The sequence below is a fragment of the Nonomuraea sp. NPDC050540 genome (assembly GCF_044457485.1).
GTDB lineage: Bacteria > Actinomycetota > Actinomycetes > Streptosporangiales > Streptosporangiaceae > Nonomuraea.
This window is the reverse complement of sequence record NZ_JBITHA010000013.1, coordinates 131,994-157,698: the sequence shown is the minus strand read 5'-3', so window position 1 is coordinate 157,698 and position 25,705 is coordinate 131,994. Positions and strand designations below refer to the sequence as shown.

The 25,705-nt window shown below is 70.4% G+C and carries 27 protein-coding genes; 11 read left to right on the top strand and 16 right to left on the bottom strand.

The annotated features are described in order from the left end of the window. The first annotated feature begins 66 nt into the window (after nucleotides 1-66). The 3 genes from ACIBI5_RS36450 to ACIBI5_RS36440 are packed head-to-tail and all read left to right on the top strand — an operon-like array spanning nucleotide 67 to nucleotide 1,729. The gene (locus ACIBI5_RS36450; protein ID WP_221340875.1) at nucleotides 67-381 is read left to right on the top strand and encodes a DUF742 domain-containing protein; all 315 of its coding nucleotides are present in this window, start codon (nucleotides 67-69) and stop codon (nucleotides 379-381) included. Then, the gene (locus ACIBI5_RS36445) at nucleotides 362-931 is read left to right on the top strand and encodes a GTP-binding protein (RefSeq protein WP_397253513.1); all 570 of its coding nucleotides are present in this window, start codon (nucleotides 362-364) and stop codon (nucleotides 929-931) included. Before ACIBI5_RS36450 ends, ACIBI5_RS36445 begins: the two co-directional genes overlap by 20 nt. A 33-nt stretch (nucleotides 932-964) precedes the next feature. Next, on the top strand, nucleotides 965-1,729 hold the full coding sequence (locus ACIBI5_RS36440) for a TetR/AcrR family transcriptional regulator C-terminal domain-containing protein (protein ID WP_397253511.1): 765 nt from the start codon (nucleotides 965-967) through the stop codon (nucleotides 1,727-1,729). Nucleotides 1,730-1,798: 69 nt separating this feature from the next. On the opposite strand, the gene ACIBI5_RS36435 is transcribed toward ACIBI5_RS36440, so the two are convergent. The 7 genes from ACIBI5_RS36435 to ACIBI5_RS36405 form a co-directional block, all read right to left on the bottom strand. Beyond that, the gene (locus tag ACIBI5_RS36435) at nucleotides 1,799-2,329 is read right to left on the bottom strand and encodes an ATP/GTP-binding protein (protein ID WP_379620268.1); all 531 of its coding nucleotides are present in this window, start codon (nucleotides 2,327-2,329) and stop codon (nucleotides 1,799-1,801) included. A gap of 43 nt (nucleotides 2,330-2,372) precedes the next feature. Next, a complete protein-coding gene (locus tag ACIBI5_RS36430) occupies nucleotides 2,373-2,729 on the bottom strand; it encodes a DUF742 domain-containing protein (protein WP_184965629.1) in 357 nt (118 codons plus the stop codon). 26 nt (nucleotides 2,730-2,755) lie between these two features. Next, entirely contained in the window at nucleotides 2,756-3,178 is a 423-nt protein-coding gene (locus ACIBI5_RS36425; protein ID WP_184965631.1) for a roadblock/LC7 domain-containing protein, read from the bottom strand. Between the two features lie 28 nt (nucleotides 3,179-3,206). Beyond that, nucleotides 3,207-6,293 carry a nitrate- and nitrite sensing domain-containing protein gene (locus ACIBI5_RS36420; RefSeq protein ID WP_397253509.1) on the bottom strand — a complete coding sequence of 1,029 codons (3,087 nt, stop codon included), beginning with the start codon at nucleotides 6,291-6,293 and terminating at the stop codon, nucleotides 3,207-3,209. 222 nt (nucleotides 6,294-6,515) lie between these two features. Next, nucleotides 6,516-8,741, bottom strand: a complete 2,226-nt coding sequence (locus ACIBI5_RS36415) for a [protein-PII] uridylyltransferase (RefSeq protein WP_397253507.1) — start codon at nucleotides 8,739-8,741, stop codon at nucleotides 6,516-6,518. A 26-nt stretch (nucleotides 8,742-8,767) separates the two neighbouring features. Beyond that, nucleotides 8,768-9,106, bottom strand: a complete 339-nt coding sequence (locus ACIBI5_RS36410) for a P-II family nitrogen regulator (RefSeq protein WP_157250041.1) — start codon at nucleotides 9,104-9,106, stop codon at nucleotides 8,768-8,770. Then, a complete protein-coding gene (locus ACIBI5_RS36405) occupies nucleotides 9,103-10,455 on the bottom strand; it encodes an ammonium transporter (protein ID WP_397253506.1) in 1,353 nt (450 codons plus the stop codon). Before ACIBI5_RS36405 ends, ACIBI5_RS36410 begins: the two co-directional genes overlap by 4 nt. Nucleotides 10,456-10,986: 531 nt before the next feature. Here ACIBI5_RS36405 and ACIBI5_RS36400 point away from each other — a divergent pair. From ACIBI5_RS36400 to ACIBI5_RS36385, 4 genes are all read left to right on the top strand, one after another. Beyond that, complete coding sequence (locus ACIBI5_RS36400) at nucleotides 10,987-12,369, top strand: glycosyltransferase (RefSeq protein ID WP_397253504.1); 1,383 nt, start codon at nucleotides 10,987-10,989, stop codon at nucleotides 12,367-12,369. 100 nt (nucleotides 12,370-12,469) lie between these two features. After that, entirely contained in the window at nucleotides 12,470-14,371 is a 1,902-nt protein-coding gene (locus ACIBI5_RS36395; RefSeq protein WP_397253503.1) for an acyltransferase family protein, read from the top strand. After that, complete coding sequence (locus ACIBI5_RS36390; RefSeq protein ID WP_397253502.1) at nucleotides 14,368-15,159, top strand: family 16 glycosylhydrolase; 792 nt, start codon at nucleotides 14,368-14,370, stop codon at nucleotides 15,157-15,159. The genes ACIBI5_RS36395 and ACIBI5_RS36390 overlap by 4 nt, the downstream gene beginning before the upstream one ends. 21 nt (nucleotides 15,160-15,180) lie before the next feature. After that, nucleotides 15,181-16,110, top strand: a complete 930-nt coding sequence (locus tag ACIBI5_RS36385; RefSeq protein WP_397253501.1) for an ABC transporter substrate-binding protein — start codon at nucleotides 15,181-15,183, stop codon at nucleotides 16,108-16,110. Here the strand turns inward: ACIBI5_RS36385 and ACIBI5_RS36380 are convergent. Together ACIBI5_RS36380 and ACIBI5_RS36375 are read right to left on the bottom strand one after the other, a co-directional pair. After that, on the bottom strand, nucleotides 16,094-16,873 hold the full coding sequence (locus ACIBI5_RS36380; protein WP_397253499.1) for an MOSC domain-containing protein: 780 nt from the start codon (nucleotides 16,871-16,873) through the stop codon (nucleotides 16,094-16,096). The two genes, ACIBI5_RS36385 and ACIBI5_RS36380, sit on opposite strands and share 17 nt — an antisense overlap. Continuing rightward, nucleotides 16,870-17,493 carry a CGNR zinc finger domain-containing protein gene (locus ACIBI5_RS36375; protein ID WP_397253498.1) on the bottom strand — a complete coding sequence of 208 codons (624 nt, stop codon included), beginning with the start codon at nucleotides 17,491-17,493 and terminating at the stop codon, nucleotides 16,870-16,872. Before ACIBI5_RS36375 ends, ACIBI5_RS36380 begins: the two co-directional genes overlap by 4 nt. Before the next feature lie 55 nt (nucleotides 17,494-17,548). Between ACIBI5_RS36375 and ACIBI5_RS36370 the strand changes: the two genes are divergently transcribed. Beyond that, complete coding sequence (locus ACIBI5_RS36370) at nucleotides 17,549-17,917, top strand: nuclear transport factor 2 family protein (protein ID WP_397253497.1); 369 nt, start codon at nucleotides 17,549-17,551, stop codon at nucleotides 17,915-17,917. Here ACIBI5_RS36370 and ACIBI5_RS36365 read toward each other — a convergent pair. Both ACIBI5_RS36365 and ACIBI5_RS36360 read right to left on the bottom strand, forming a co-directional pair. After that, entirely contained in the window at nucleotides 17,898-18,383 is a 486-nt protein-coding gene (locus tag ACIBI5_RS36365) for a methyltransferase family protein (RefSeq protein ID WP_397253495.1), read from the bottom strand. The two genes, ACIBI5_RS36370 and ACIBI5_RS36365, sit on opposite strands and share 20 nt — an antisense overlap. Before the next feature lie 5 nt (nucleotides 18,384-18,388). After that, nucleotides 18,389-19,180: an alpha/beta fold hydrolase gene (locus ACIBI5_RS36360; protein ID WP_397253493.1), complete on the bottom strand. Its 792-nt coding sequence runs from the start codon at nucleotides 19,178-19,180 to the stop codon at nucleotides 18,389-18,391. Between the two features lie 73 nt (nucleotides 19,181-19,253). On the opposite strand from ACIBI5_RS36360, the gene ACIBI5_RS36355 reads away from it, so the two are divergent. Both ACIBI5_RS36355 and ACIBI5_RS36350 read left to right on the top strand, forming a co-directional pair. Next, nucleotides 19,254-19,820, top strand: a complete 567-nt coding sequence (locus tag ACIBI5_RS36355; protein WP_397253491.1) for a TetR/AcrR family transcriptional regulator — start codon at nucleotides 19,254-19,256, stop codon at nucleotides 19,818-19,820. 648 nt (nucleotides 19,821-20,468) lie between these two features. After that, nucleotides 20,469-20,816, top strand: a complete 348-nt coding sequence (locus ACIBI5_RS36350) for a hypothetical protein (protein WP_397253490.1) — start codon at nucleotides 20,469-20,471, stop codon at nucleotides 20,814-20,816. Between the two features lie 169 nt (nucleotides 20,817-20,985). Here the strand turns inward: ACIBI5_RS36350 and ACIBI5_RS36345 are convergent, their stop codons facing one another. The 4 genes from ACIBI5_RS36345 to ACIBI5_RS36330 all read right to left on the bottom strand — a co-directional run bounded on the left by ACIBI5_RS36345 (nucleotide 20,986) and on the right by ACIBI5_RS36330 (nucleotide 23,797). Continuing rightward, nucleotides 20,986-21,612 carry a dihydrofolate reductase family protein gene (locus tag ACIBI5_RS36345; protein WP_397253488.1) on the bottom strand — a complete coding sequence of 209 codons (627 nt, stop codon included), beginning with the start codon at nucleotides 21,610-21,612 and terminating at the stop codon, nucleotides 20,986-20,988. A 338-nt stretch (nucleotides 21,613-21,950) separates the two neighbouring features. Further along, the gene (locus ACIBI5_RS36340) at nucleotides 21,951-22,259 is read right to left on the bottom strand and encodes a hypothetical protein (protein WP_397253486.1); all 309 of its coding nucleotides are present in this window, start codon (nucleotides 22,257-22,259) and stop codon (nucleotides 21,951-21,953) included. Nucleotides 22,260-22,373: 114 nt separating this feature from the next. Continuing rightward, nucleotides 22,374-23,150, bottom strand: coding sequence for a hypothetical protein (locus tag ACIBI5_RS36335; protein WP_397253483.1), 777 nt, complete (start codon nucleotides 23,148-23,150; stop codon nucleotides 22,374-22,376). 233 nt (nucleotides 23,151-23,383) lie between these two features. Beyond that, complete coding sequence (locus ACIBI5_RS36330) at nucleotides 23,384-23,797, bottom strand: hypothetical protein (protein WP_397253481.1); 414 nt, start codon at nucleotides 23,795-23,797, stop codon at nucleotides 23,384-23,386. A 154-nt stretch (nucleotides 23,798-23,951) separates the two neighbouring features. On the opposite strand from ACIBI5_RS36330, the gene ACIBI5_RS36325 reads away from it, so the two are divergent. Continuing rightward, a complete protein-coding gene (locus tag ACIBI5_RS36325) occupies nucleotides 23,952-24,344 on the top strand; it encodes a PASTA domain-containing protein (RefSeq protein WP_397253479.1) in 393 nt (130 codons plus the stop codon). A 428-nt stretch (nucleotides 24,345-24,772) separates the two neighbouring features. Here ACIBI5_RS36325 and ACIBI5_RS36320 read toward each other — a convergent pair whose 3' ends face one another. Continuing rightward, complete coding sequence (locus ACIBI5_RS36320) at nucleotides 24,773-25,702, bottom strand: RNA polymerase sigma factor RpoD/SigA (RefSeq protein ID WP_379609264.1); 930 nt, start codon at nucleotides 25,700-25,702, stop codon at nucleotides 24,773-24,775. Between the last annotated feature and the right edge of the window lie 3 nt (nucleotides 25,703-25,705).

The following is a 25,705-nucleotide window of genomic DNA, read 5'->3' as shown; positions in this document are numbered from 1 at the left end:
TCGGAGTCGACTGTGGCATCGTGGCATGACGGCCCGCCGGAGGCGGAGCGCAGCTCGCTGGTACGCATGTACGCGGTCACCGGCGGGCGTACCGCTCCGCGCAGCGGCCTGGCGATGGAGGCGCTCGTCTCCTCGGCGACCTCGGCGCAGCTGGGCATGGCCTACACACGGGAGTACCGTGCCATCAGCGAGCTGTGCCGCCAGGTCAGGTCGGTGGCGGAGGTCTCTGCATTGCTGAGCATCCCCCTCGGCGTGGCCCGCGTACTGATCGCGGACATGGAGGCGGAAGGGCTGGTACGGATCTACCAGCCGCAGTTGGACGCAGGCCTGCCGGACAGGAGCCTGCTGGAAAGGGTGCTCAGTGGACTACGCAGGCTCTAACTCGGGCCTCACCTCGACCAAGATCGTGGTCGCCGGTGGTTTCGGTGTCGGGAAGACCACGTTCGTCGGGTCGGTGTCGGAAATCATGCCTTTGACGACGGAAGCGGTGATGACGGATGCCTCCGCGGGCATCGACGACCTGGGGCTGATCCCCGGCAAGTCGACCACCACGGTGGCCATGGACTTCGGGCGGCTCTCCTTAGACCGCGAGCTGATCCTCTACTTGTTCGGAACCCCGGGCCAGCACCGCTTCTGGTTCATGTGGGACGACCTGGTGAAGGGCGCGATCGGCGCCGTCGTGCTGGTGGACAGCCGCCGCCTGGCCGACAGCTTCCCCGCCGTCGACTACTTCGAGAACGCCGACATCCCCTTCGTGATCGGGCTCAACGGATGGCACGGGCAGTTCCCCCACGTCGAGAACGAGGTGCGCGAGGCCCTCACGCTCTCGCCACACGTCCCGATCGTCCGCACGGACGCCCGGCACCGCGACGCGGTCAAGTCCACGCTCATCGCGCTGGTCGAGCACGCGCTCTCCACCACCGTGGCGTGATCTTCCCCGGCCGTACGGTGTACCGTACGGATCGTGACCATCGAGTACACCGGAAAGGGCGACCCGGCGCGCAGCCTCGCGCTGCTCTGGCGCACCAGCGACCGCGTCAGCCGTAAGGGCAAGCCGGACCTCAGCGTCGAGCGGATCGTCCGCGCGGCGATCGAGGTGGCCGACTCCGACGGGCTGCAGGCGCTGTCCATGCGGCGGGTCGCCGAGAAGCTGGGTGTGGGGACGATGTCGCTCTACACCTACGTGCCCGGCAAGCCGGAACTGCTCGACGTCATGCTCGACACCGTCTACGGGGAGGTCGAGCGGCCCGAGGATCTTCCGGGCGGCTGGCGCGAACGGCTGTCGCGCATCGCCAGGGAGAACTGGCGGCTCTACCTGCGTCATCCCTGGCTGCTCCAGGTCGCCACCTCCCGGCCGGTGCTGGGCCCCAACGTCACCGCCAAGTACGACTTCGAGCTACGCGCGCTGGACGGCATCGGGCTCACCGACGTCGAGATGGACGCGGTGCTCACGCTCGTCAGCGGGTTCGTTCACGGCACCGCCAGAGGCGCGGTGGAGGCCGCTCAGGCCGAGTCTCAGACCGGAATGAGCGACGAGCAGTGGTGGGCCGCCCACGCGCCCTTCCTGGCCCGCATCGGCGACACCGCCCGATTCCCCACGGCCGCGCGGGTGGGACAGGCGACAGGGGAGGCCCTGGGCGGCGCCTACAGCGCGGAGCACGCCTTCGAGTTCGGGCTGGAGCGCGTGCTGGACGGCGTGGAGGCGCTGATCGGGCGGCGCACCGCCTGAAGAACCCCGAAAAGCCGAAGCGGCCCCGCTCCGCGTGGAGAGGGGCCGCCGGGCCGTACCCGATGAACGTCAGACGTGCGCGGCGCGGATGCGGACCACGTGCTCCACCAGCGCGATGAGCGTCGCCTTGACCGAGTCGCGGTGCCGGGCGTCCGTGCGGACGATCGGCACGTGCGAGGGCAGCGCCAGCGCCTCCCGCACCTCCTCCTCGCCGTGCGGGAACTGCCCGTCCCACCCGTTGACGCCCACGACGAAGGGCAGCTTGGCCTCTTCGAAGTAGTCGATCGCGGGGAAGCTGTCGGCCAGGCGCCGCGTGTCGAGCAGGACGACGGCGCCGATGGCCCCGCGTACGAGGTCGTCCCACATGAACCAGAAGCGGTGCTGACCGGGCGTGCCGAACAGGTAGAGGATGAGGTCACGGTCGAGCGAGAGCCGGCCGAAGTCCATCGCCACCGTGGTGGTCTGCTTGTTCGGTGTCATGCCGAGGTCGTCGATGCCCGCGGACGCGTCCGTCATGACCGCTTCCGTGGTGAGCGGGAGGATCTCGGACACCGCCCCCACGAACGTCGTCTTGCCCACGCCGAAGCCGCCCGCGACCACAATCTTGGTGGATGTGAGGCCTGCGTTAGAGCCTGCACTGTGTTCATAGGCGTCGTAGGCCACTGAGCACCCTTTCGAGCATGTTGAGGTCTGGCTGTCCCTGGGCGAGACGTGGCTGGTGCAGGCGGACGAGTCCTTCGTCGGACATGTCCGCCACCAGCACGCGCGCCACACCGAGCGGAACCCGGAGCAGGGCCGAGATCTCGGCGACCGACCGGAAGGTGCGGCAGAGTTGCATGATCGCATCCTGCTCGGGCGTGAGCAGGGACAACTCGTCATCAGGGATCGACATGGAGGACACCAGGGTCTCCATGGCCAGGTGGTAGCGCGGTTCGGAGCGACCGCCGGTTACCGCGTAGGGGCGGAACAGGGGCTCGTCGTCCCCGTCACTGCCATACACGGGCCTGTCCCATCGATTTCATCGCATCACCGCGTCCTGGCTGCCTGGAGTTCCGCACGCAGGGACGGCGTGAGTGCCTGGCCGGCGCGGTCGACGAGCAGCGTCATCTGGTACGCCACCAACCCCATGTCGCAGTCGGGGGCGGCCAGCACGGTGAGCACGGAACCGTCGCTGATCGCCATGACCAGCAGCAGCCCGCGCTGCATCTCCACGACCGTCTGGGTGACGGCGCCGCCCTCGAAGACCCGAGAGGCGCCCACCGTCAGGCTGAGCAGCCCGGCGGACACGGCGGCGAGCTGGTCGGCGCGGTCCGGCGGGAAGCCTTCTGAGCTGGCCAGGCACAGCCCATCGGCGGAGACGACGACGGCGTGCGCGACCCCGGGAGTGTTCCTCACGAAGTCGGTGATCAGCCAGTCGAACCGGTGCGCCTCGTGGCTAAGGGTAGTCACGCTACCTCCCTAGCGGCAGGACGCTCGCTCACTCTTGTTCCTCCTGTTCACGTACTTCCGCACGACCGCGGCGCACACCCTGCTGGTAGCTGGCCATCCGGCTGCGGATGCGATCCGCGGACACCGGCGGCATCGGGGACAGCGGCTGGGCCTGCTGGCCCGCCGTGCCCGGCACCAGGTTGGCCTTGGGCGTGCGCTTGGGCAGACCGGCGGAGGTGAGTCCGCCGAGACTGGGGTCGCTGGCGGCCGCCGCCGCACGCCATCCGGCGTCGGCGGGGGTTCGCCACGTTTCCTCCCCAGAGGGTACGGCCTGCGGGGGTGCGGCCTCATCCCTCCTGGGCAACTCCTGTGCCTCAGGCGCCCGCTCGCCCTGCGCCTGAGCCCCCGGCGCCTGAGCCCCCGGCGTCTGGGTACTTGGCGCCTGCTCTCCCGGCGGCCGGCGGAACCAGGCCGACTCGACGGAGGCGAAGATCGGCAGGAACTCCTCCTGCTCAGGCTCCATCGGGGAGACGTCCACCGACGGCACGTCCCTGCGCCAGTGCTCGCGGACCGGCTCCGGCGTCCCGAACGGCTGCCGCATCGGTGGCCGGCTTGCCGGGGGCGTCGGGTATCCGCCACCGGCCGGTGGCGGCACCGGCGTCTGCGGCTGGAAGGCGCCGGTGGAGGGCGGGTAGGCGGGCCGTACCTCGGCGGTGGGCTGGGACACGGGGAAGGCCCCCGTGTTCTCCCTGGCCGGGGCGGACGGGTCGGCGGCGGGGCCCCGCGTCGGCAGGGGCCCGGAGTCCGCGCTGGGGTACGACGGCTGCTCGACGCTGGGATAGGCGGGCTGCTCGACGCCGGGATACGCGGGCTGCTCGGTGCCCGGGTAGGAGGGCCGCTCCACACTCGGGTAGGAGGAGTGCTCCACGCTGGGGTACGCGGGCTGCTCCACGCTCGGGAAGGCGTGCTCCGCGCTGGAATGGGCGGGCTGCTCCACGCTCGGGAACGACGGGTGCTCCTGGCGGCGCTGCGGCGGCTGGGGTTGCTGCGGTCCGCTCGGGAACGACGGGAAGGTCCCGCTGTCCTGCCGGAAGGCGCCGCCGTCGGTGTCGGCGGTGAACCCGGTCAGCCGTCCGCGCGAGGCCGTGAGGTCCTGCGAGTCGTAGCTGCCGAAGGAGTTGAAGCTCTGCGCGGGCGCGCCGAAGGCGGGCGCGGGCGCGGCCGCGGTGCCGCCCCCGAAGGCGGGCCGCTGGGCGTTGGGCTGCGGCTGCGAGCCGTCGGGGATCAGCGTGGGCGGCAGCAGCACCATGGCGATCAGGCCGGCGCCCTCGCCCTTGCGCAGCTGCACGCGGATGCCGTGGCGCAGCGCCAGCCGGCCGACCACGAACAGGCCCATCCGCCGCGAGACCGACACGTCCACGACCGGCGGCTCGGCCAGGCGCCGGTTGGCCTCGCCCATCTCGTCCTCGGTCATGCTGATGCCGGCGTCGCTCACCGACAGCAGCGCGCCGCCGCCCTCGATGACACTGCTGGAGACGATCACCTGGCTGTTCTTGGGCGAGAACTGGATCGCGTTCTCGACCAGCTCGGCGACGAGGTGGACGAGGTCGTTGGCGGCGCTGCCCACCACGGAGGTGGAACGGTGCACCTTGACCTGGACCCGCTCGTAGTCCTCGACCTCCGACAGCGCGGCGCGCACGACGTCGACGAGCTTGGCGGGCTGGCTGCGCCGGCGGGTGGGCTCGTGGCCGGCGAGGACCAGGAGGTTCTCGGAGTTGCGGCGCATGCGGGTGGCGAGGTGGTCGAGCTTGAACAGGTCGGCCAGGCGGCCGCCGTCCTGCTCGCCCTTCTCCAGGCCGTCGATCAGCGAGATCTGCCGCTCGACCAGCGTCTGGGTGCGGCGCGAGAGGTTGACGAACATCGCGCTGATGTTGCTGCGGAGCTCGGCCTCCTCGCCGGCCAGCCGTACGGCCTGGCGGTGGACCTCGTCGAAGGCCTTGGCGACCTCGCCGATCTCGTCCTGGCCCTCGATGTCGATGGGCCGCACCGCGCCCGCGGAGGTGTCACCGGTGATACGCAGCTTGCGCACCACGTCGGGCAGGCGGAAGCCGGCGATGTCGAGCGCCTCGGTGCGCAGCCGCCGTAGCGGCGAGACCATCGAGCGGGCGATGACGACGGTGAACAGCAGCACGGCCACGAGCAGCAGCAGGATGGCGACGCCGGCGACGACCGCGCTGCGCACCTCGGCGTTCTTCAGCTCCAGCACGCGGGCCGAGAGCCGCTGGGCGACCTCGTTCTCCACGCCGCCGATGGCGTCGATGACCTTGCTGTTGTCGTCGAACCAGACGTTGGGGTCCTCGATGAGGTGGTTGCTGAAGACCGCTCCGGCTTCCTTGTTGCCCGCGAGCACGATCGCGCGGGCCTTGGTCAGCTCGGTGCCGTAGTACTCGGTGGGCGGAAGCGCGTTGCGCAGCTTCATGCCGAACTCGACGCCGGCCTCGGCGCCGAAGTCGGCCTGGGCCTCAAGCTGGCGGGAGTGGGAGGCGATGAAGCGCTGGGCTTCCTGCGCGTCGACCGAGCGGTAGCGGTAGTAGCCGATGAGCAGCTGGTAGCGCTGCTGGGAGATCTCCTCCTTGGCCCGCGCGAGCGCGCTGAGGCCGCGGTGGTAGCCGATCGTCGCGGCGTCCTGGGTCAGCAGGCTCAGCTCGTCGTGCAGGCTCAGCAGGGAGTCGGTGAGACCGCGGTAGGCGGTCGGAACCTTGTCCGCGCGAATCTTGGCCAGGTTGAGCGAGGTCCGCACCATCATGACGGCGTGCTCGACGCGTGGACCGAAGTCGGCCATGGCGGTCAGGTCCTCCTGCAGGGCCTTGACCTGGTCGTTGACTTCTTTCTGGCGGGCGGTGAAGGCGCCCTTGAGCTCTCTGCCCGCGGCCCCCGCCGTGTACATCCACGTCCCGGTGTCACGCTCCAGACCGACCGTCTGCACGAGGTCGCGGATGCGCCCGCTCTGCTCGGCGGCGGCCGCCGCGCGGTCGTAGACGTTGACGCTTTCGACGGAGGTGACGACCCGGGCGCCCGCGAGAACCACGCCGGCCACCGTGGGCACGAGGATGAGCGCCGTCAGGCGCCATCTCACACGCCAGTTGCGCAGGCTGAACTTAGGCAGCGACCGCCTCGCGCGGTCCCGCCTCGCGGCGAGGCCGCTCTCGGAACTCCCCGTAGTCACTGCTTTCGTTACCCCTCAATCATCCCGTCTTCAACGGGTCGTAAACCGTCCACAAAGTATCCGCAGCAACTCACGTACCAGGCAAAACGGACACAATCGTTACAAATGTGACCGCAGAATGTGTGTTGTTGGTTACCGCAGTGCTGCAAGCACGAGATCGCGGACTTGCGTCCTCTGCGCACCGTCGCTGAGGGGGCGCCCGGCACGGTCTACCACATAGAAGACGTCCACCGCCTCCGCGCCGAGAGTCTCCACTCGGGCGGCGCGTACGTCAAGCCCACATTCCCCGAAAGCCCTGCCAATACGCCACAGAAGCCCCGGCCTGTCATGGGCTCTGACTTCCACGACGGTGGCGGTCGCCGAGGCGTCGTCCACCAACGTCACGCGGGGTGGAGCGACCGGTACGCGAGCGGGTCTCACCGACCGGGTACGGCGGGCCAGACGTTGCTCGATGTCAAGACGCCCAGCAAGGACGAGACGGAGATCGGCTTCGAGCGTGGCGGGATCCGGCGGCGAGCCGTACTCGGGAATGACCGCGAACTCGATCACGGCCGTGGCGCCCGCGGCCGCTGAGGAGGCCGAACGCACCACGAGCCGGTGCGCGGCGAGCACCCCGGCGGCGCTCCACAGCAGTCCGGGCCGGTCGGGGGCGACGACGGTGACCACTCCCCCGGCCACGCGTACGGCCCCGCCACCGTGCCGGGCCAGCGCCACCTGCGCCTCCGACAGGCTCGGCGGCTGGGGCGGCGGTGAGCCGGACAGCGCCGAACGCACCCTGCGCACGAGGTCGGCGACCAGCCCGGCCTTCCAGGAGTTCCACGCGGCGGGCCCGGTGGCGTGGCCGTCGGCACTGGCCAGCGCGGCCAGCAGTTCCAGCACCTCGCGCGAGCCCACGGTCGCGGCGACCTTCTCGATCGTGACCGGGTCGTCCAGGTCGCGGCGGGTGGCGGTCTCGGGCAGCAGCAGGTGGTGGCGTACGACGGTGGCGAGGATCTCCACGTCGCGCGCGGGCAGCCCGATCCTGGCGCCGATGTCGCGGACCACGACCTCGCCCGTGGCCGAGTGGTCGCCCGGCCAGCCCTTGCCGATGTCGTGCAGCAGCGCGGAGATCAGCAGGAGGTCGGGGCGGGAGACCTCCCGGGTGTGCGCGGCGGCGTTGGCCGCGGTCTCGACCAGGTGGCGGTCGACGGTGAAGCGGTGGATGGGGTTGCGCTGCGGACGGTGCCGCACGCGTTCCCAGTCGGGCAGCAGCTTGACCAGGACGCCCGCCTGGTCGAGCTCCTCCCACACCGGCACCGCGGCCCGCCCGGCGCCGAGCACCGCGACCAGCGCGTCGCGCGCCTCCTCCGGCCACGGGACCGGCATCGGCGCCGACCGCGCCGCCAGAACGGTGACCGTCGCGGGCGCCAGCGGCAGCCCCGACCCGGCCGCGGCCGCCGCCGCGCGCAGCACCAGCACCGGGTCCTTGCGCGGGTCGGCGCCGCGCGCCAGCACGACCTCACCGCCGTGCTCGACGACGCCGTCGGCCAGCGGGCGGCGTCCTCGCGGGCTCGGCCCCGACACCAGCCGGTCGACCGCCCGCCAGGTCACGTCGAAGGCGTGCGCGATCGTGCGGCCCGCCTCAGCGAGCCGGCGCATCAGCGCCTCCGCGTCCAGCAGGCCCAGCAGCCCCGCCACCGCGTCCTGCTCCTGCAAAACCAGGCGGTCGGCGCCGCGCCCCGTGACGACGTGCAGCGCGTGGCGCACGTCCAGGATGAACTCGTAGGCCTCGCGCGCCCTCGGCCCCGGCGCGGAGGCGACCCAGGCCGCCGCGACCGCCTGCATCGCCTGCAGGTCGCGCAGCCCGCCGCGGCCGTCCTTCAGATCGGGTTCGAGCAGGAAGGCGACCTCGCCGCTGCTCTCGGCCCGCCGGTCGGCGGCCTGGCGCAGTTCGGCCAGGCGGCGGCGCGAGTCGGCGCGCCACCCGGCCAGCACCGCCTCCCTGGCCTTCTTGGTCAGCTCGGGGTCGCCCGCCACGTGCCTGGCCTGGATCAGCCCGAGCACGGCCTTGAGGTCGTCGCGGGCCACGCGCACGGCCTCGTCGACGGTACGCACGGAGTGGTCGAGCCCCACGCCCGAGTCCCACACCGGGTACCAGACGCGGTCGGCGATCGAGGCGATGTCGTCGCGGCCCTCGTGCAGCAGGACCAGGTCCAGGTCGCTGCCCGGGGCCAGTTCGCGCCGCCCCAGGCTGCCGACGGCCATCAGCGCCGCGCCCGCGCCGTCGCCGGCCGTACGGAAGAGATCCTTGAGCCAGCGATCGGTGTCGGCGGCCCGCGAACCGCGGGCCGCCGCGAAGGAGCGCGCCTCTCCCCTCACGACACCTCCATGGTTTCCGGGCGAGTTCACAGCGCCTCGGGGCCCCGCTCTCCCGTGCGCACCCGGATGACCGTGTCCACCGGGACGGACCAGACCTTGCCGTCGCCGATCTTGCCGGTCTGGGCGGCCTTGACGATGACGTCGATCACGTCCTCGGCGTCGTCCTCCTCGGCCAGCACCTCCACGCGGACCTTCGGGACCAGGTCCACCTGGTACTCGGCGCCCCGGTAGACCTCGGTGTGGCCGCGCTGCCTGCCGTACCCGCTGGCCTCGCTGACCGTCATGCCCTTGATGCCGAACTGCTCCAGCGCGGCCTTCACGTCATCGAGCTTGAACGGCTTGATGACGGCGGTGATGAGCCTCATGCGTCCACCTTCTTCGTGGCAGGGACCGGGCCGTTGGAGGAGACCACGCCGGAGGCGTGCACGCTGCCGAGGTCGTAGCCGGTTTCGGCGTGCGTGGTGACGTCGACGCCGGCGACCTCGGCCTCCTGGGAGATCCGGAAGCCCATGGTCTTGTCGATGATCTTTCCGATCACCCATGAGAGCACGAACGAGTAGAGACCCACCACGACCGGGCCGAGCACCTGCAACCCGAGCTGACTGAGCTGGCCGCCCTCGATCAGGATGCCCTTGTTCTGGCCGGGCAGGAACGGGTAGGCGGCCACGAAGCCCAGCGCGACCGCGCCGATCACGCCACCGACCAGGTGCACGCCGACCACGTCGAGCGAGTCGTCGAAGCCCGCCTTGTACTTCAGGCCCACCGCGTAGCAGCAGCCGACACCGGCCAGCAGGCCGATGACCACGGCCGCCCAGGGGTCCACGAAGCCGCAGGCCGGGGTGATGGCGACCAGACCGGCGACCGCGCCGGAGGCGGCGCCGAGCGTGGTGGCGTGGCCGTCGCGCAGCTTCTCCACGATGAGCCAGGCGCCCGCCGCGACGGCGGCGGCGACCTGCGTGTTCATGAAGGCGAGGCCGGCGGTCTGGTCGGGGGCCAGCTCCGACCCGGCGTTGAACCCGAACCAGCCGAACCACAGCAGGCCGGTGCCGAGCAGGACCAGCGTCAGGTTGTGCGGCCGCATCGGCTCCTTACGCCAGCCGGAACGCTTGCCCAGCACCAGCGCCAGCGCGAGGGCCGCGGCGCCCGCGTTGATGTGGACCACGGTGCCGCCCGCGAAGTCCTCGATGCCCAGCTGGCCCAGCCAGCCGCCGCCCCACACCCAGTGCGCGACGGGGAAGTACACGACCGTGGCCCACACCAGGGAGAAGAGCACCCAGGCGCCGAACTTGGCCCGATCGGCGACGGCCCCGCTGATCAGCGCGACGGTGATGACGGCGAAGGTGAGCTGGAAGGCGGAGAAGACCATCAGGGGGAAGTTGTCGGCCGCCGCGGCCTCGGGCGTGACGTTGCCTCCCGCCACGATGAGGTTCTCGTAGACCGCGTTGTAGACGCCGCTGAGCCCGAGGTAGTCGAGGCCGCCGACGATCTTGTTGATGAATCCGGTGCCGTCTCCGGCGGTGTCGAAGGCGAGCGAGTAGCCGTAGAGCACCCAGGCGACGGTCACCACGATGATGCTGACGAACGACATCATCATCATGTTGAGGACGCTCTTGGCCCTGGTCATGCCCCCGTAGAAGAACGCGAGGCCCGGAGTCATCAGCAGCACCAGAGCGGTGCACACCAGCATCCAGGCGGTAGTGCCGCTATCGATCATCGACGCGACCTCCTTACACATTGGCGACTGACCGGAACTGTCGCTCTGCGGGGTTTCGCGGCTCGACCAGGCGTGTTTCACGTGCGTGAATCTCCACGCCGTGGTGTTTCGCCCTTGTTTCGGTCTCCGCACAGCCCGCGTTCGGGGCCGGAGGGGCGTGCGCCCAAGCGGGCGCTAGGCCAAAACCTACTTTAATTATGGACAATCTCCCGTGAGGTCCATCACATTAAATTCGGACACCACGCGACTTTCCCTGCTTCGACGGCCCATCCGCCCCCGACGCTTAAGGCGGCGTTCACCGCCGTTTAGATAGGTTTGTTTACAGTAGAAGGCAAGATGCCTGATGAACGGGGGGTGTTCGGCATGTCCGCGACTTTGCTCGCGCCTACGGCCCGGCCACAGCACGATTTTCTTCCCGTCCCACCAACGGACACCGAAATTTCACTCTATTTTGGCCCGCAGCGCCGGTGGGTTCTGCTGGCCGTACCTTTGAGTCTGACCTTTACCGCCGGAACATTATTCCTCTTCTCCTTGCGCCACCCGATCCTGCTGCCCTTCCTGGCGGCACTCGTGGTCAACCTGGCGGGCTGGCTGCTCTCCTACGTCGACGGCCAGCGCCAGCGCACCACCACCTGGGAGTCGCACCTGCTCCTGACCAAGGGCTGGCGCCCGGCCCGGCCTCCCGGCGTGGACGTGCTGCTGCCGACCATGGACGAACCGCTGGAGGTGCTGGACAACACCTTCGCCCACGTGGCCCGCCTTGACTGGAACGCTCCACTCACCGTCACGGTCCTGGACGACGCCGACCGCCCCGAGGTGGCCGACCTGGCCCGCTCGTACGGCTTCGCCCACACCGTCCGCCCCGACCGCGGCCACCTGAAGAAGGCCGGCAACCTCAACCACGGCCTGTCCCTGACCGGCAACGAGGTCGTGGCGGTCTTCGACGCCGACTTCGTCCCACGCCCCGACTTCCTGCACCACCTGGTCCCCTACCTGGAGGACCCGCAGATCGCCGTGGCCCAGTCGCCGCAGTTCTTCGACACCGACCAGGGCATGCCGTGGATCCAGCGGACCGCCGCCGCCTCCCAGGAACTGTTCTACCGGTGGCTGCAGCCGAGCCGCGACGCCGACGGCGGCGCCATCTGCGTGGGCACCAACGTCGTCTACCGCCGCGCCGCCCTCGACCGCATCGGCGGCTTCCCCAGGATCGACCACAGCGAGGACATCTACACCAGCGTCGCGCTCATGAGGCACGGCCTGCGCACCAAGTACGTGCCGGTCCTGCTGGCCAAGGGGCTGTCGCCGGACAACGTCGGCTCGTACGTGGCGCAGCAGTACCGCTGGGCCATGGGCTGCCTGAGCCTGCTGTTCAGCCGCGACTTCCACCGCACGCCGATGGGCTGGCGGGTGCGCCTGTCCTACTGGAGCGGCTTCCTGTCCTACTTCGTCTCGGCGCTCAACATCGCGGCCATCCCGCTGCCCGGCCTGATCATGCTCTACGCCTACCCGCAGGACGTGCGCGCCTGGCACATGATCCCGTTCGTCGGCCCGCTGTGGGTGGCGCTGGTGCTGCTGCCCGCGACCTCGGTCGGCCGCTACCGCTTCGAGGTCATCCGCGCCCAGACCCTCTACTCCTACTGCCACCTGTTCGCCATCGGCCACGCCCTGCGCAACCGGGTGTCGGCCTGGGTGCCCAGCGGCGGAGGAGGAGCCAAGCGCTCGCGCCTGGTCGTCACCATCACCCGCCTGGCCCTCGCCTGGCTGAGCGGAACCACGCTCGCGGTCTGGGCGGGCATCGCCTGGCGCGCCCCCGCCTATGGCTGGCACCACTACTGGGCGCTGACGCTGTTCGCCGCCGCGAGCACCTACATCGCCCTGCCGCTGATCCGCGACCTGTGGAGGTTCGTGCGATGAACCACCGTCAGCGCTGGCCGGAGACACTGGCCATCACCACCCTGCTGGTCCTGGCCATCGTGCTGGCCACCGGCTGGGCCGTCCTGCCTCCCGTGATCCCGTGACCGGGCACCGCAAGGACATCGACGGCCTGCGCGCGGTCGCCGTCCTGTTCGTCCTGGCCTTCCACGCCTCCGTACCCGGCCTGGGCGGCGGGTTCGTCGGCGTCGACGTCTTCTTCGTCATCTCCGGCTTCCTGATCACCGGCCTGATCGTGCGTGACCTGGCCGCGGGGACCTTCTCCCTCGCCGACTTCTACGCCCGCCGGGCCCGCCGCATCCTTCCGGCCGCCGGAGTGGTCCTGGTGGCGAGCGCGCCGGCGGCCTGGCTGCTGCTGCCGCCGCTGCGCGCCGCCGACGTGGCCGCCGACGTCTTCACCGCCGCCCTCTACGTGGCCAACTGGCGCTTCATCGCCCAGGAGACCGACTACCTGGCCGCCGACCGCGACCCGAGCCCGCTGCTGCACTTCTGGTCACTCGCGGTCGAGGAACAGTTCTACCTGGTGTGGGCTCCCTTGCTGCTGGCCGCGTTCTGGCTGGCCGGGCGCCGGGCCGTGGCCGCCGCCGCGGTGCTGGTCACGGCCGGGTCGTTCGCGCTGTCGCTGTCCTGGGACGGGCCCGGCGCCTACCTGGCCTCACCGACGCGGGCCTGGCAGTTCGGGGTGGGGGCGCTGGCCGCGCTGGCTCTGCCGTACCTCTCCCGCACGCCCCGTCTCCTGGCCGCACTCCTGGGTACGGCGGGAGCCGCGGCGCTGGCCTGGTCCCTGACGCTCGACGAGAGCGGCTATCCAGGGCCACAGGCACTGGTTCCCACGCTGGGGACGGCCGCGCTGATCCTGTTCCGCTCGCCGGTCTCGGCGCTGCTGAGCCACGGCTGGATGGGGGCGGCGGGGCGGCTGTCGTTCGCCTGGTACCTGTGGCACTGGCCGGTCGTCGTGCTGTTCGGCGACGGGCGGCCGTGGCCGGTCAAGCTCGCGCTGGTGATCGGCTCCGCGCTGCCCGCCTGGCTGACGATGCGGCTGGTGGAGCAGCCGGTGCGCTTCTCCAAGGTCGTGGCCGAGCTGCCGCGGCGCGGGCTGGCGGTGGGCACGGCGGCGATGACGGTCCCGGTGACGGCCGCGCTGCTGCTGGGCGGGGCGAGCGTGCCGCGTGCCGAGGTGGCCACCGCGGTGGTCGAGACGGCGCCGACCGTCGACGCGGCGGCGGCGCGTACCGACTATCCGCCCTCTGAGGGGTGCGAGGTGGCGCTGGCGACGACCACCAGCCCGCCGTGCCTGTTCACGCCCAGCGGCTCCGGGCGCGCGGGGGCGGTGCCCGGCAACGACCGCGTCGTGCTGCTCGGCGACTCGCACGCCGGGCAGTGGTTCACGATGGCGCGGCGGGTGGCGCACCGGCGCGGCTGGACGCTGGAGGTGCTGACCAAGCCGGGCTGCCCGCTGCCCGCGCTGAAGGTCGTGGATCCGCGCCTGGGCAGGGAGTACCGCGAGTGCGACGAGTGGCGCGAGAAGACCCTGACCAGGCTGGAGGGCGAGGCGTCGCCGCGGCTGATCCTGCTGGGCTCGCTGTCGGCCTACGCCGACGCGAAGACCACGCTGAAGGGCTGGCGGCCCACGCTGGAGCGGTTGTCGCGGCTGGGGGCGCCGCTGGTGTACCTGCGTGACACGCCGCTGCCCGGCATCGACGTGCCGGCGTGCCTGTCCGGCAAGCCCGCCGCGTCCTGCGCGTTCGCCCGCTCGCGCGGGCTGAAGCCGGACCCCCTCGCGGCGGGCAGGCGTCCGGGCCTGTGGACGCTGGACACCAGCGACCTGCTCTGCCCCGGCAACGGCCCCACGTGCCCGGCGACGCTCGACGGCGTCGTGCTCTACCGCGACGACTCCCACCTGACCAACACGCTCGTCCAGCGACTCGCTCCCCGCCTGGAGCAGCAGTTGGAGGAGCTCGACCTGATCCCCACGGTGCTATGAGAATCCTCACCTGCCTCCTGCTGATCTGTGTCCTCGCCGCGTGCGGCGGCGGCACGGACCGGCGGGAGGTCTTCCGCGACGACTTCGACGGCCCTGTGCTCGACACCGCGCCCGGCACCGGGCGCTGGCGGTACGAGACCGGCCCGCCGGAACGCTGGGGCACCGGCGAGATCGAGACGATGACCGCCTCTCCCGACAACGTGGCCCTCGACGGCAAGGGCCACCTGGCCATCACCCCGCGCCTGGAGGGCGGCCGGTGGACCTCCGGCCGCGTCAGGACCCAGCGTGCCGACTTCGCCGTCCCGCCCGGCGGCACGCTGCGGGTCGAGGCCCGCCTCGCGCTGCCCGCCGTCTCGCCCGCCGACGGCGCGGGGTACTGGCCGGCGTTCTGGATGCTGGGCGGGGAGACCGGCTGGCCGGCCGTGGGCGAGATCGACATCATGGAGGCGGTGAACGGCCGGCCGTCGGTCACCGGCGCCATGCACTGCGGCACCATGCCGGGCGGCCCGTGCCAGGAGCCGAAGGGTCTGGTCACGCCCGAGCAGCCGTGCCCCGGCTGCCACGGCTCCTTCCACACCTACGCGGTCGAGGTGACCGAGCGGGCCACGACCTGGCTGCTGGACGGCAGGCCGTACTTCACCTTGGACAGGAGCCTGCCGCGGGCCTTCTTCGTGATACTCAACGTGGCGGTCGGCGGCGGCCTGCCCGGCCCGCCCAACGCGGCGACCGTCCCTGGCCGGCCGATGCTGGTGGACTATGTCAGCGTCACTACACTTAGGGCCGCCTAACCTAACTGACCAAGGAATCTCATGCGCCTGCGCGTGGCGATCGCCGCACTGCTGCCCGTCCTCGCCCTCGCCGCCTGCGGAAACACCGCGGACCCGGCCGAGGGCACCGGCCCCACCCATACGGTCAAGCACGCCATGGGCGAGACCAAGGTTCCGAAGACGCCCAAGCGTGTCGTGGTCCTCGACACGGACAAGCTCGACACCATGGTCTCCCTGGGTCTCGCCCCCGTCGGCGCGGCCCAGGCGGCCGAGAACCAGAAGTGGCCCGCCTACCTCGGCGACGCGCTCAAGGACACCAAGTCCGTCGGCACCCTCCAGCAGCCCAATCTGGAGGCGATCATCGCGCTGAAGCCGGACCTCATCCTCGGCACCAAGTTCCGCCAGGCCGCCTTCTACGACAAGCTCAGCAAGATCGCCCCGACGGTCTTCACCGAGAAGGTCGGCGTGACCTGGAAGGAGAACTTCACGCTCGACGCCGAGACGCTCGGCAAGCCCGCCGAGGCGGCCAAGCTCCTGTCGGACTACGAGACGCGCGCCAAGACGGTCGGGCAGAAGTTCGCCAAGCTCAAGCTGAGCATCGTGCGCTTCATGCCCACCGAGATCCGCATGTACGGCCCCGAGTCCTTCAGCGGCATCGTCGTCGGCGACGCCGGCGTCGGCCGTCCCGAGGTCCAGATGCTGGCCGCCCAGGAGGACAGGCGGTTCGGCAAGCTGAGCCAGGAGAACATCGCCCAGGCCGACGCCGACGCCCTCTTCTACAGCGCCTACGGCGAGGCCGCCGCCGCGTCGCAGGCCGAGGTCACCGGCGGGCCGCTGTGGAAGAAGCTCAAGGCGGTCACCTCCGGCCACGCCCACGCGGTGGACGACGAGGTCTGGATGCTCGGCATCGGGGTCAAGGCCGCCAACGGCATCCTGGACGACCTGGACGAGTACCTCACCGCGCCGGCGTAAGCCGTACCTCGTCTCCCACCCGCACGTCGCCGGGCCGCAGGACCCGGGCGTAGACCCCGGCGCACGGCTGCGCGCCCATGTCGAAGACCTCGACGCGGTTGTGGCGGGCCACCGTGCGCAGCGCGTCGGTGTCGCGCGGCAGCCCGCCGTGCGCGAGCGTGGGTACGGCGCAGCGCGGGCTGGCCGCGATGACCTCCAGCTCCGCCGCCCCGAGGCGCAGCCGGGCGCCTGCCCACGTGTTCTCGGGGAAGCCGTCGCCGGGCGTGTCGATCACGAGGTTGGGGCGGTAGCGGACCGCCTCCATCTGCCCGCGCGCGCTCAGCTCGCCGATGCGCCGCACGGTCGAGGTGGTGATGAGGTGGAGCGGGGCGAAGTCGAAGAACGTCCCGGGCGCGGCGGCGGCCAGGTAGGTGATGGTGTGGCCGACCTCCTGTTCGATGCCCCGTTCCAGCACCTCTTCCGGGATCGAGCGCTCCAGTTCGGCCGCGGGGGGCGGCGTGTCGGCGAGCCGTACCTCGCGGCCGAACAGCCTGGACAGCTCGGCGTCGCCGGGCGGCGCGACGCCGTCGAGCGTGAGCAGGTCGCGCCACAGCCGGGGGTTCTTGGCACTGGCGACCTTGCCCGTGGAAACGTCGACGACGGCGCGCACCCGGTCTCCGGAGAGCCCTCGCTCAGTGATCTCGCCGGCGTCGAGGTCTTCCCCGAGCATCGACTTGACCGGATAGCGGCGCAATGCCCCCACAACACCGACAAGATCACTCATTTCATGATCTTACGACGTGTGCGGAGCTTTTGCCGGTTTCCACAGCGATCCATCGAGCACCAGCGGCGCGCGCCGGGCCGCGAGGTGTCGAGAAACAGCAGGTAGCAGCGCTCGCCGCCGCACATGCGCACGCGTTCGACCCGATCGCCGGAAAACAGCTCGATCGCGTCCCGGGCCACCGCCGACAGGAACTGCGACCCGGTCACCGGGTACGCCCACTCCCTGACCCGGCCGGCCCCCATGACCGGAACCGGCGGCGGCGCGGCGGCCAGCTCGTTCAGGATCGCGTGCGGCTCCGGTGGGTCCGCGTCGATCCTGACCTCCGCCACACCGGCGACCTTGAAGCCGGGGGCGTCGTCCTTCACCGCCTCCATGGCGAGCGACAGGATCGCGCCGCGCAGCCGTTTGGCGTCGGCCAGCTCGTCCGCGTCCGCCCGCGCGGGGCCGTCCACGCCGAGCCTCGATCCGGCGATCCATTCGGCCAGATCGGCGGGGGCGTGCAGCCGTTCCCACGGGTTCACCGCCCCGCTGAGCAGGAATTCCAGGCACAGCGTGCCCGCGTCGAACCTGAACCGCTGACCGTCGCCTCCGGTCAGCACCATCGCGCTTGCGCTCTCCACGGGAGCAGTGTAACACTGGACACCAGTTAAACCGGTGTACGTAGAGGAGACGACGATGAACGAGATCATTGAGCTGACCGAGCGTTCGTGGGAAGCCAACAGGAACGGCGACGCCGCCTTCTTCGACCGCTTCCTCACCGCCGAACCGGTGAGCGTCTCCCCCTGGGGCGTCATCACCGACCGGGAGGCGATCCTCAAGGGCTTCGCCGAGAACCGCAACCCCTACACCCGCACCGAGCAGTCCGGCCACCGCGTGGTCCGGCTGACCGAGGACAGCCTCGTCCACATCAGCCTGGTCGAGATCGACGTGCTGGTGAACGGCACCGAGAAGCAGACCGTGCGCTACCAGGCCACGACGACCCTGGTCCGCCAGGACGGCGAGTGGAAGGCCGCCGTCTTCCAGGTCACCCCCGCCGGAGCCTAGGGATCCAGGCGGGCACCGCCCTGCGGTAGTCCTCGTACTCCTGCCCGAAGGTACGGCGCAGCGTCGGCTCCTCGTAGAAGCGCACGAACGACCACGTGACGATCCCGACGAGCGCCGCGTACCAGAGCAGGCTCAGCCGTCCGAGCAGCAGGGCCTGCCCGACGATGGCCAGCTCGACGGCCACGTACATGGGATTGCGGACGTAGCGATAGAAACCCCCCACCACGAGGCGGCTCGGCGCGGCCACCGGCATCGGCGTGCCCAGCCCCTCGACCACGAAGCGGACGAACGCCGGCACGATCACCACCGCCCCCGCCACGACCATGACACCGCCGAGCCCCCGCAGCGGCGGCCACATCGGCCCGGAGTGCCAGCCGGTGATCAGCCACGGCGCCACCCCGGCCACCAGCCCCGGCCCGAGGACGAAGAACAACGACGTCACCGTCGCCGCCACCGGCTTCCGCATCCGCATTACCCCCAGAAGCGCCGAAGATGAGGGACGAGCTCGGCGGCCCGCTCGTCGGGGAAGAAGAGCCGGCCACCGTCGATCTCGACGACCTCCCGCACGCCCGGGATGGTGTCGCGCAGCCAGCGCGCCCATTCCACGCCGAAGAAGACGTCACCCGTACCCCACACCACAAGCGTTGGCACGGCAAGCACCGTCAGTTGCGGCTCGATGGCCACCATCTCCTTGGCGTCGATCCCGGCCAGGAGCCGCTCGAAGGCCCGCCCGCCGCCGGGCTTGGCGAACATCGGCCGCAGGTACGCCTCCACGAGGGCCTCGGGGTCGTCGATCCGCTCGTAGCCCTCGCCGTACACGCTCTGGCCGATCAGGTTGGGGTGCTGGATCAGGGCCTCGACCAGAGGGACGAGCTCGCCTTTGGCGGCCAGGTCGACGGTGGGGCGGAAGGCCTCGGGCGGGGTGTTGTCGTGGACGTCGCAGTTGGTGAGGGTGAGGGAACGGAGCCTGTCCGGATGGCGTACCGCGAAGATCTGGGCGATCGCGCCGCCGGTGTCGTTGGCGACCATGTCGACCTGGTCGAGTCCCAGGTCGTCGCAGAACTCGGCCAGCGCTTCCGCCAGTCCCGGCAGAGTGAGGTCGTCGGTGATCGGGCTGTCGCCGTGGACGGGCAGATCGGGTGCGACGCATCGCCGTTCGCCGCGTAGCTCGGCGATGACGTTGCGCCAGAGGTAGGAACTCGTGCCCACGCCGTGCACGAACAGCGTGGCCGGCCCCTGGCCCTCGTCGATGTGGTTGAGCATGAACGCCTCCAAACAAACCGACTGTCGGTCTGGAAAATACCCGACTGGCAGTCGGTATGTCTAGAGTTGGTTCATGAACCTCAAGGCAGAGCGGGGCGCGGCCACCCGCGACCGGGTCCTCACGGTCGCGCGACGCCTGTTCGCCGAGCAGGGCTACGAGGGCACCTCGATCGAAACCGTCCTGCAGGAGACGGGGCTCAGCCGGGGGGCGCTATACCACCACTACTCGGGCAAGGACGCCCTGTTCGAGGCGGTACTTGAGCAGGTGGAGACGTCCGTGGGGGTGCGGCTGATGGAGGCGGTGAAGGGCATCGCCGACCCGGCCGAGGCTCTGGTGACGGGGTGCCTGGCATGGGTACGAATGGCCCACGACCCGGCCACCCGCCGCATCGTGCTGATCGACGCACCCGCCGTACTGGGGTGGGAGAGATGGCGAGCGCTGGAGGAACGGCACGCGTTCGGCATGCTGAAGGCAGCGCTGAGGGCGACCGGACGGGTGCCGAGAGCGGCACTGGACGTGTACGCGCACATGCTGCTGGCCGCGATCAACGAGAGCGTGTTGCTGGTGGCGAGGGGGAACGAGCTGGAAGGCGCCGAGAAAGCGGTGGAAGACTTCCTTCACCGCCTCCTCCGCCCCTAAAGGCAAGGTCATCGCCCTTGGCGCGCTTCGCGCTTCTGGAGCTCAGGCGTTTCTCCAGTCGAGCTGAAGCTCGACCCCTGAAGGGCCTCCCTTCGGTCGGGCCGCCATATCGAGGCCCCACCCGTTGCCCAGCTAGGCGGCCGGCCAGCTCCTGCCCACCCGTGCCAGTTGGGGTGGGGGCCGGTTGACTGCCCATGGCCAGATCCCGCCCACCCGTTGCCCAGCTAGGCGGCCAGCCAGCTCCTGCCCACCCGTGCCGGTTGGGGTGGGGGCCGGTTGAGTGTCCTTGGCCGGCTACGTCGATGTGACCGGCCGGCGCGAACCTCAGTGACACGAACCTGGCCGAAGCGCCCCTGACCCATCGGACCCCCATCAACGGCCGAAGCGCGTCGAGTGTCTCGCCCCGTGGCCCGCTCCTGGTCGAAGGCTCGGACCCGCCGTGCTCACCGGACCACGTTGAGCCGGTGAGCGCGCGGTGAGGCCGCGGTGAAGGGGGCCCACCAAGATCAGGGCCATGGACCTGTTCACACCGAGCGTGTGAACCCGAGACGGCCGCAACCGCTCCCGTCGCGGGTCCCTGACAGGTCGATGAAGGCAAGGCCAGCCGGGCCTTGTCAGCCATCGGCACCTGAGTCGAAGGAGACGCTCATGCAAGTCCCCCGCTTTCTGCCCGGCCTTCGCGGCAAGTTCCTTCCCAAGGCGGCCGCCGTCGCGGCCCTCGCCACCGCCCTCACCACCGCCGGCTTCGGAACCAGCGCCAGCGCCAGCAGCAGCGCCAATGCGGCCTCGTGTCGGGACTTCGTGGCAACTGACACCATGGTTGCCGTGACCTGCGAGGCCCGCCCCCACTCACAGTGGCGCGTTGCCGGCAAGTGGTGCAGTTCCGGCTTCAACTGCAACACCGTCCTGGGCAACTGGGCCGGCCACGGCGGGAGGTCGACCGCCTACCACCCCGGCGGCAAGCACTTCACTGACTCATGGATCATCGTGCGCTAGATGCACCCGGGAAGGGGCGTGTGAAGCGCTCCTTCCCGTCTTCACCATGCCGACACCGGCTCCCAGGCCGGCCTCCCGGGCGGGAAGATCCACAGTGCTGGGCCGGACGGATACCGGCGGGGGCGCCGCCGTACGGCTTCGGCCCGGGAGAACCCGCCGGCCACGCCTCCTAGGTCGTGGTGTCGGTCGCGTACTGCGGGCGGCCGCTGGGCCGGTAGACCTGGATCGTTATGCCATGTGAGGTGGCTCGGGAGTCGATCAGCTCCAGCGCCGTGTCCGGGCCGGCGTCGGGGAACAGCCGCCTGCCCTGGCCGACGACCACGGGATACGTGATCAGGATGATCTCGTCGACCAGCTGGTTGGCGAACAGCCAGCGGACCAGGTCGCCGCTGCCGTGTACCTGCAGTTCGCCTCCGGGTTTGGCCTTCAGGTCGCCGATGGCGGCTGCCACGTCTGTGGACAGGACGGTCGTGTCCGCCCATCGCGGGTCGCCGAGCGTGGTCGAGGCCACGTACTTGGGCCGGGAGTTCAGGGCCGCTGAGATCGGGTTGTCGCCCTGCTCCGCCCCCCAGGAGCCGGTTCCCCACGAGCCGGCGAAGATCTCGTAGGTCCGGCGGCCGAACAGGAACGCGTCGGCGCGCTGGTAGACCGCGCCGAGGAACGCCTCGGCCTCGTCGTCGAAGAGCGGCAGCGCCCATCCACCGCGCTCGAATCCGCCCCTGCGGTCCTCATCCGACCCGCCGAGGCCTTGCATCACGCCGTCGACAGAGACGTTCATGATGGTCGTCAGTTTCATGGTCCCGCCTTTCTTCTCGTTGGACTGTTACGACCCGGGGAGCGCGCCGAACTCATCGATCGGTCCCTCGTGCGTCCGCGCGGCCACCGCCACTGCCTCGGCGAGCTGACGGCTTGACAGGTTCGGGAACACGCGCTGGTGTACTGCTGCGGCCCCGCGCCGGCGCTCGCCGCGGCCGGGGCCGCCTTCCCCGCCGGACGCCTGCACCTCGAACGTTTCCGCCCAACACCGCCTTCGAGGTGGGGTGCGCCCGATCGGGCCAGACGGTTCCCGTCTCCCCGGAGGAATCGATGCTGGACGCCCTGACGTACGCCGGGCCGCCACCACGAAGAGTCGACTCAGCCCTCGTCGGTGGTGTGGTCCTGACGCGTCTGGATGTTGGTGGCGCCGTCGCCCGTGGAGATGATCCCGCTGTTCTCACCCCTGACAACGACCGACCGCTCCCCCGTGGCCGAAACGCCGGACCGTCCCCCGCCATCGGACGGAGGATCCGGTTCAGCGGCGGACGGCCGGGTCAGCCAGAACGCGACCAGCGCGCCGGCCGCGGCCACCGCCACGGCGACACCCGTCCACCCCCAGCTCCATCCGGCATCGGTCAGCACCTGGTTGCTGGCCACCGCCGTACCCACGCCGAGCGGTACCGACAACAGAAGCAAGATCCGCCGACCCCAAGCCCGTGTACGTCCGCGCATACCGGCATCTTCGACTCCCAGCCAAGGCCGCGCAACGCGTTCACGCGTCACCCATCGCACGAACCGTCGTCACGGCTGCGCGGTGAGAGGCGCAGGCGGGACCGTCGCCTCGTGGCGTGGGTTGGCGAGGTCGTGGGCGGAGCGGGTCAGCCAGATCAGGCTCAGGGCGCCGGCGACCGCCGAGACCGTGCCGGGGACGTTGCCGACGCCTTCCAGCAGCCGGTCCAGCAGCGAGGAGGTCAGCATCAGGACCAGGGCGGCGATGCCGTACGCCACGGTGGAGATTTGCCAGCGGCCGTCATTGCGCTGCGCCCGCAGGATCAGCACGGTCCACAGCAGTCCCGCCACCCCGCCGACCAGGACCAGGAAGTCGCCCACGGGCATGCCGAGCCAGTCGAGCACCTCGGAGACCGCGACGCTTCCGTACGCGACGACGCCGAAGGACCGCATGTGGTCGCCATGTTTCAGGCCACGCGTCAGCACCGGGTGGTACAACCACACCACCGCCAGCATCACCGCGGCGTCGAGCAGGCTCATCCACCATGACCAGGACGTCACGAGGGGATAGATCAGCCAGGACGCCGCCGCGACGTACAGCGCGATCCGCAGTCGCGCCGTGTCCCGATCCATCTCGAACGGCGGGCCCACCAGCGGCCCGCGCAGGCCCTGCCACAGCGCCCACGCCCACATCGCGCCGACCAGCCCCAGGATGACCACGCTGCGCCACGTCACCGCGAGGCTCTCATCCATCTCGGGCACCAGCGTCAGCCGCAACATCGCGCTCAGATCGCCCGAGATCAGTGCGAGCGCTCCGACGATCGCCAGCGCGACGACGTAGACGCCCACGACGAGAAGGGCGAGAAGGCTTAATCGGTATCGACGGGACACGTGGCACTTCCTGGGGGTGAAGGTGATCGAACGCCTCACCCTAGCGAGCCTTCGACCCCCCAGTCGATCAAGCATTCCTTCGGGCGGCCTAAGGAGAGGGTGCGCCTTGGAACCAGGCGGAGGTGGCCGGGCTGCCGCAACCCAGCCCGGCCCGATCGGGACCGGTCCCGCTTCCCGACCGGCCGCGGCACTCACCCGAGCAGAGGGCCTCCGTTGGAATTGATCATTGTCGCCGCTGCTCGCGTCGATGATTCGGGACGAGCATGAGTTTGCCGCCGCGACTGGCTGAGCCCGGCGGCCTCGGGGATCTGGTCGAGGGTGTAGGTACGGGCGACCGACACGGCCAGGACGCCTTCGCCGGCCAGCCGGGCGAACTCGTCCAGCCGGTCGTAGCGCATGTCGATGCGGGTGATCCGGGTGCCCAGTTCGGCCGCGGCGGCGAAGTCGGAGACAGTGGGGACGCGGTCGGGGTCGCCGGTCAGCTTGATGAGGGCCGGCAGTGAGCCGCCGGCCGGGCTGGTCTGGTCGGGGCGGTCGATCCGGCCGCCGGTCGGGGCCGTGTCCAGGGCACGGTCGACGCGGCCTCGCGCTACCGGGCAAGACATCGCGAGACGATTCCCTGGGCGGCGGTACGCAAAGGTCAGGGCTATGCGACCTCCCGGATCCATGTCCGGGTTGTCCGCTCAGAAAGGCGGTGTCAACCGGCTCGCATCCGTCGAGGAACACACTGCGGGCCTACCTCAGGCAAGGAGTGCGTTCATGCGGATGTCCCTCAGCTCGGTCGCCGTGCTCACCCTCGCGTGCGCCGCCTGCTCATCCCCCGGTACGGCAGGCCTGCCGGCACCGGCGCCCGCCACGACCATCACGTCACCGTCCGGCCCCACCCAGTCCCCGACATCCTCCCCCGAACCCCCGGAACCGTCAGCCGCGAGAGCGAAGATCCCCGACGTCGTCGGTATGAACCTGCAGGCCGCCCAGGACACCATGCAGGCGGCCGGCTTCTACTTCCTCGACGACCAGGACGCCACCGGACAGGACCGGCTGCAGATCTACGACCGCAACTGGGTCGTCACCAGGCAGACACCGGCCGCGGGCCGCAAGGCGGACCCGGCGACCCGCATCACCCTGTGGGCCAAGAAGCACGGCGAATAGCCTGTGCGATGGCAACTCTGGGCCGGTTCGGCCCACGTCATCGGAGATCCGGAAGCTCAATGGGCGGCATCCGGTCCGCCGGAGAGACGACCAGGTTGAGGTGAGCACCGCCTAGACCCACTGACTCTGGACCTTTGATCAATCTCCGGGCATCGAAAGACCGGCGCCGCCCCAGAGCAACGAAGACCCGTTGCCCGGCCAAGGACACCCAACCGGCACGGGTGGGCAGGAGCTGGTCGGCCACCCAGCCGGGCAAGGGGTGGGGCCCCAAAGCAAGGCGCCCGGAGCGAAGCGGAGGCTCGACAGGGGTCGAGCCCCGGCTCGACTGGAGAAACGCCTGAGCCCCACAAGCGCGAAGCGCGCCCAAGGCGATGACCTTGCCTTTCGCCAGGCAACACGCCTGAGCGCGAAGCGCGATGACCTCGCTTTTAGGCGGCGGCCATCTTGCGGAGCCGGGCCAGGGCGTCTCGCTCGATCCGCCGGGCCCGGTCTCGCCCGATCCCGTACCGCTCTCCGACCTCGGTCAGCGTGTGCTCGCGCCCGTCCACCAGCCCGTAGCGCCACCTCAGCATCTCGGAGGTGTCGCCCTCCAGGTCGGTCAACCACTGGTCAAGCCGCTCACGCTCAAGGATCTCGATCGCCTGCTGCTCGGGATCGGCCCACGTCTCGTCCGCGATCATGTCGCCAAGCTCGGTCTCGTCCTCGTCTCCGACGCCAAGCTGCAGCGAAACGGGGTCGGACGCCCACCGGCGCAGTTCGCGAACCCGTTCGATGGGCAGTTCCAGGACCTGAGCGAGGTCGTCATCAGTGGGCTCAGTGTCGAACTCGGCCAGCATGTCACGCCGTACCCGCATCAGCCGGGTCATCTGCTCACCGGCATGCGTGGGCAGCCGTACCGGGCGAGCCTGTTCGTGAATGGCCCGTCCGACCGACTGCCTGATCCACCACGTGGCATACGTGGAGAACTTGTACCCCCGCTGGTAGTCGAACTTCTCCACCGCTCGCACCAGTCCCAGGTTCCCCTCCTGGACCAGGTCGATCAGCGGCATCCCCCGCCCGGAGTACTTCCGGGCAACCGCCACGACCAGCCGGAGGTTGGCCTGGATGAACTCGTCCTTCGCCCGCTGTCCCGATATCGCCAGCCGTTCGAGCTCCTCGTCGGCGACGTCCCCGATGCGGGGCTCCGAGCCTCCGCTGTCGAGCAGTTGCTCGGCGAAAAGCCCCGCTTCGATCCGCTTGGCGAGCTCGACCTCCTCCTCGGCGGTGAGCAGCGGGACCCGGCCTATCTCCGCCAGATAGGTTCCGAGCAGGTCGCGTTCGGCGACCTCCTGCGTGCGACTCCCCGTAGGCCTTGCCATCCC